Origin of the sequence: Moorena sp. SIO2C4 (genome assembly GCF_010672485.1) — a bacterium.
Classification (GTDB): domain Bacteria; phylum Cyanobacteriota; class Cyanobacteriia; order Cyanobacteriales; family Coleofasciculaceae; genus Moorena; species Moorena producens.
The window spans coordinates 1-5,209 of record NZ_JAAHGN010000512.1; the positions used below are offsets into that span (position 1 = coordinate 1).

The following is a 5,209-nucleotide window of genomic DNA, read 5'->3' on the forward strand; positions in this document are numbered from 1 at the left end:
ATAATGTTCTGTAGCATCCTTAAACATATCTTCATATTTACCTTCCAAGTAAATACATCAACAGTGGCATCTTTGTATGTGATGGTGTATTTTGTTAGTTTGGCCCCAATGGCCTGGGGATAGCAACAGAATGTAAATATAAGCGATCGCTATTAACCCAAATACTATAGCAAGAAACCCTTGACTTTTTGGAATCCCTTGGCCTAAGGTAGAGATTTGCCTGGTACTTTTATTTTGCCGAGGTTTCAGCAGTCGCCGTATCAGCGGAGATACCAGTCGGATGATAAAGAATGCGGCCTTCCCTGGTTTTATGGGGGGTTCAACCAGATCACGGGCTAAAACTAACTTGCCAGTTACCTCAGAAAAACGATAAAAGCTAACACCTCGTCCGTTGGGAAAGGGAATGCCGTCTAACTCAACGTGCCATAGTACTCCTACTGCCAGGGGATCCCCTGTGGTGATATCGTCAATGACAAATTTTAAATCATCCGGCATACCTTGACAGGATTCTTCCAGAAGTTGTCTAACAGCTTCCTTTCCTTTGAATGGTTGGGAAAAGTTGAGATCCTCGTAAATACACTGGTCGTCTATCCACTCCATCGCAGCGTTAACATCCCTACGATTGATTGCTTCATACATGGACTGGATCAGATTATGGGCAGGTGTGGTCATGAGATTTTAGATTTTAGATTTTAAGTAAGCATTTAGTGCTAAACCTGCATGGCAGGGATTAACAAAAGCACCTTTCCAAAACTTATCTGGTGTAATTGGTAAATCACGGATACATTTACCTGTAGCATGCTAAATAGCATTAGCGATCGCAGATGAAGTCTGCCTGTTTTTCGACCACAGACTTTTGAGCCGTTCCACCTCCGCAATCAGTTGTTCAATTCCCTAGTTGGCAGTTGCAGCACCAGCTCCACCAGAACTGATTGGGGCAGCAGTTCCAGAGCTTCAAACCTATTTGGGATAGCTGACGGTTTAATTTCCATGGTTCTAAAATACTAATCATCTTTCCCCTTTTGTCAACCCCACCACCTGAATGCTTACAAATAATTTAGATATAACTCGTTGCACACAAATGTAACCAGTAAGGACAATTTAAAAATCCCTGAAACCACTTTCAGCAAAGGATTTCGTGATTTTTAGCAGGGAGAACTTCAGTCAGAAGCGATCACACCATCATCTTTCCCAGATTACCAAAAAGCGATCTCATCTCAACTTCTCTATACCTCCAAGATAGATCGCCCTTCTAACTCCCTATAACCAAAATAAAAACAGTAATTTTTTATTTATCAGAGAGTAAATCATCAATATCTTTATTATTGCTAAGTAACCATTTGAGAAGTTTTTTGCGTTGGTCTAATGGTAAATCTTCTGGATTGACATCTGCTCTATCTTTTAACAATTGCACAAGAGATTTTTGTGCTTTTTGTGTACGTTTTCTCCTACGCTGATTTTCATAAGTTTCAAGATTACGTTGAATTTTATTCATGTCGGGAACAATGAATTTAACACGACCAATTTCTTCTAAAATACCTTGTATTTCTCTAAATAATAACTTACTTTCTTCTCCAACACCTGTAATAGTTAACCAACCTTTAGTTCTTGTCATTGCAGTAAAAGCAATATTTCGTTGTTTGACAATATCAGTTGATTTTGCAATATTTTCAAAACCGTAAACATATACAACAGATGCTTCATTGCCTTTAGCACGAAAAACACTTGTTATAGTTACACATCCCTGTGAACGAAATATATCAGCAGAAGTATCAGTTCCTATTCTGACAGATTGTATTTTTTTATTTTCTAAACCTTTATACAAATACTCATATTCTTGATCGGCAATTTTCTTTCTACTATCTAAGGCAATAATTGCAATTTCATCAGGTTTTAATTCTTCTTCTTTAATGTTTTTTTCGATGTCGTTGATTATCCATTCAAGTTCTTGATATCTATTCTCAAAATTTTGATATTGTATCAAATTATGATACCCTACTAATTCTTCCAGTAAATGAGGAGAATTAGACTTAGGGCGATGAAGAGTAATTTCTTGACCTGTAATTAATTCATTACTATTTACCTGTTCCACTTCATATCCTATATCTTGCCATCCACCCACTGTATTAATAAATTGAACTGCACCTCCTCTTCGTCTTAAACCTAAACCGAAAGCATGAGCAGCAATTAAAACAGGTCTAGGATTTCTATAACAATGATATAAAATCATATCTTTTTCAATCTCCCCTGGATAAACTCCATCGAGACTAACCAGTGGATTACCATCAATATCTTTTCCAAAAAGACTCTCAGCGGTTGGAATCTCTAATTCTTCAAGACTTTGAACCTCATCATATCCCCAAATTATTCTTTTGGGTTGTTTCAGTAACTCATAACATAGTCGGAAATAATTTTCACCCAAATCTTGAGCTTCATCAATAAGAATTGCATCAAAAAATTCTGGGATTTCGTTTTCATGCTCTAATAATTCGCCACAGCATCCATTAAAAGCAAATCTTCCACTAGATGTACCAAAGTAACTTCTAGCGTTATTAAAGTTTCTGAAAGCAGTGTTCATTGTAGCTGTAACTTGCTGATATAGCCCAGATTGTTCTGACCCTCCCCATGCGTGAAGTATATGAATTTTATCCCGATTTGGTTCTTCTAATTCTCCTCTTGAAAACTCTTGAACAAAACGAGTGATATAATTAATAATTTGTTCGTATAGAGAGCGAGAATAAAATGTATAAACAATTGACCAATCGGGATTTTGAACGTGCATATATGCAGCTTTTTGAGCTAAAACTACTGTTTTACCTGTTCCAGCAAGCCCTCTAATTCTTTGAGGTCCAGCAGGAGTTTGAACGGCAACTTTATGTTGTTGACTGTCAAAAGTTTTGATTTTTTCCTCAACTTTTCTTAGAAAAGCAGCTTTACTGTCTTGCTTTTTAGTAGGTCTGCGTTTTTTAGATTGAATTCCTTGTGAACCTGTAATTACTGCTATAGCAGTTTTCCATTCCTCAGAATCTTCTTGAAAAGGATATTTTTGTTTAATCGGTGAATTAATAATTCTTTGATATAGTTGATCATCTTCTAAATCCCCTGAAAATATTAATTCCCATTTAGGTGCAGATAAATGCTCTTGAAATCGCTTTTTCCATAGTGGTTCACTTACATATGGTAAAGCAACAAAAGCCTTACCAGCTATTTTGCAATTTCCTTGTTCATTTCTTAAAAATCCATGGTTAAACTGCTTTAATCTGTCAAGAATAGCCCACATATGCTTTTGAGCTTGGTCATAGGGTTCTATTTCGTCTTTGTACCAATCTTGCATATACCAAGTATGCCCTTCAATAGCCTCAATATCTTCTAAATAGCATCCTTTTACTTCTATGATAATTAATCCCCATTCAGGATGAATAATAATAATATCCGGTTCTAAACGAGGACCACTATAACTAGTAATGGGATAACGATGCCAACAGTAACCTGGTTGTTCATTGAATTGTCGTTTTATAGCATTCCAAACATTTTTTTCAGCTTCACTATCAAAGTTTTTTGTTGAAATAAATTCCATCTATCTATTGGCTTTATAATGTGTTATTTTATGATTGTTTACAGTTTTATTTTATTTAAAATTCATTAATAATTGAGGTATTTATTAATGCATAATCCGTTGTTCAAGACCTCCGATTGTGGTGAGAATTACTAAAGAAAAAAAAGCTACAAGGTGATAGCTTTTGCTGTCACAACAACTTATCAGGTGTAATTGGTAAATCACGGATACGTTTACCTGTAGCATGGTAAATAGCATTAGCGATCGCAGCCGATACTCCTGTAATCCCAATTTCACCCACACCCCGCACCCCTGCGGGATTGAAGTTATAGTCGGGTTCCCCCACAAATGTCACCTGAATCCGGGGAATATCTGCATGACTGGGATAATGATAGGTAGCCAGGTCGTAAACCACAGGATAGCCAATATTGGGGTCGAAATCACAGGCTTCCATCAAGGCGTGCCCAATACCCATAATTACAGCACCTCGTATCTGAGACGCTGCAGTTTTGGCATTCATTATTCGCCCAATATTCATCACAGACACCCAACGGTTGACGCGCAAGCGGGCAATGTCTTCATCTACGCTGACTTCACAAAAATGTGCCCCCCAGGATTGGAATGCCCATTTCTTCCCCTCTTCACCGGCTGCAGAAGAGGCTGTCGCTTCAAAAGCAGCTTGTCCCGACTGATGCAGGGTGGCAAAGGCTTCTTGGGCTGTTTTCGCTTTAGCTGTCTGTAAAACCTCTTCACAAGCCGCCATCACTGCTGGTACAAGGGTTGCTGTCATTTGGGAACCACCCGCCATCCCACCATTTGGCAGTAAGGAGTCTCCCATCTCCACCTGTACCTGTTCTACAGCTAGCCCCAATACCTCGGCTGCTGTACCTGCAACAATGGTATATGCACCAGTACCCATGTCATTACCACTAGTGAGGATATGGGCAGTACCATCGGCTAACAACCGCACTGTGACTGTGGCTGAACTCCGTAAAGCGGGGAAGGTTGATGCCGCCATGCCCCAACCAATCAGCTTACCATCACGGGTGAGGGAACGCACCTGTTTTGGTCTATCTTGCCACCCAAATTGTTCCGCACCCAGCCGCAAACATTCCCCGAAATCCTTGGCAGAGAAAGGTAAACCCTGGCGCTGGTGTTCCTTAGTTTCATTTTTTAACCGCAGTTCCACTGGGTCGATTTTTAACTCCCACGCCAATTCATCCATGGCTGATTCTAGTGCCCATAACCCCGGATTTTCCCCTGGGGCACGCATGAATGTAGGTGTGCCGACGTTCATCACCGCCAATTCCTGACGGGTTCGCAGATTGGGTGCAGCATACATAGCTGGTGTAATGCCTGTACAAGGTTCAGTAAAAATCTCAACTGGTGAGGTACAGGATTTAACCCCATGGTCGATCGCCATCAAGCTACCATCAGCATTTGCCCCTAAACGAATCGTTTGTTCCGTTTCAGACCGGTGTCCGGCGTTGGCGGTCATTTGCCGACGGCTGAGAACAACTTTCAGGGGACGTTGCAGTTGACGGGCAGCTGCTGCACCAAGAATGGCATGGGGACAAGGGAAGGCTTTAGAACCAAAACCCCCACCAATAAAAGGTATGATAATACGGACTTTTTCCGGGGGAAGTCCAAACA

General features: G+C 40.0%; 3 protein-coding genes. All 3 read right to left on the reverse strand.

The window, feature by feature from the left end:
• Positions 1–57: 57 nt before the first annotated feature.
• Positions 58–672, reverse strand: a complete 615-nt coding sequence (locus F6K20_RS23230) for a nuclear transport factor 2 family protein (RefSeq protein WP_287296177.1) — start codon at positions 670–672, stop codon at positions 58–60.
• Between the two features lie 616 nt (positions 673–1,288).
• Entirely contained in the window at positions 1,289–3,577 is a 2,289-nt protein-coding gene (locus F6K20_RS23235; RefSeq protein WP_287296179.1) for an NERD domain-containing protein, read from the reverse strand.
• A gap of 169 nt (positions 3,578–3,746) precedes the next feature.
• On the reverse strand, positions 3,747–5,209 hold a 1,463-nt coding region (locus F6K20_RS23240), incomplete at its 5' end, for a xanthine dehydrogenase family protein molybdopterin-binding subunit (RefSeq protein ID WP_287296181.1).

Bases quoted from the DNA above. Each gene is read 5' to 3' on its own strand.
- F6K20_RS23235 (WP_287296179.1), bottom strand. From the start codon at position 3,577: ATGGAATTTATTTCAACAAAAAACTTTGATAGTGAAGCTGAAAAAAAT.
- F6K20_RS23230 (WP_287296177.1), bottom strand. From the start codon at position 672: ATGACCACACCTGCCCATAATCTGATCCAGTCCATGTATGAAGCAATC.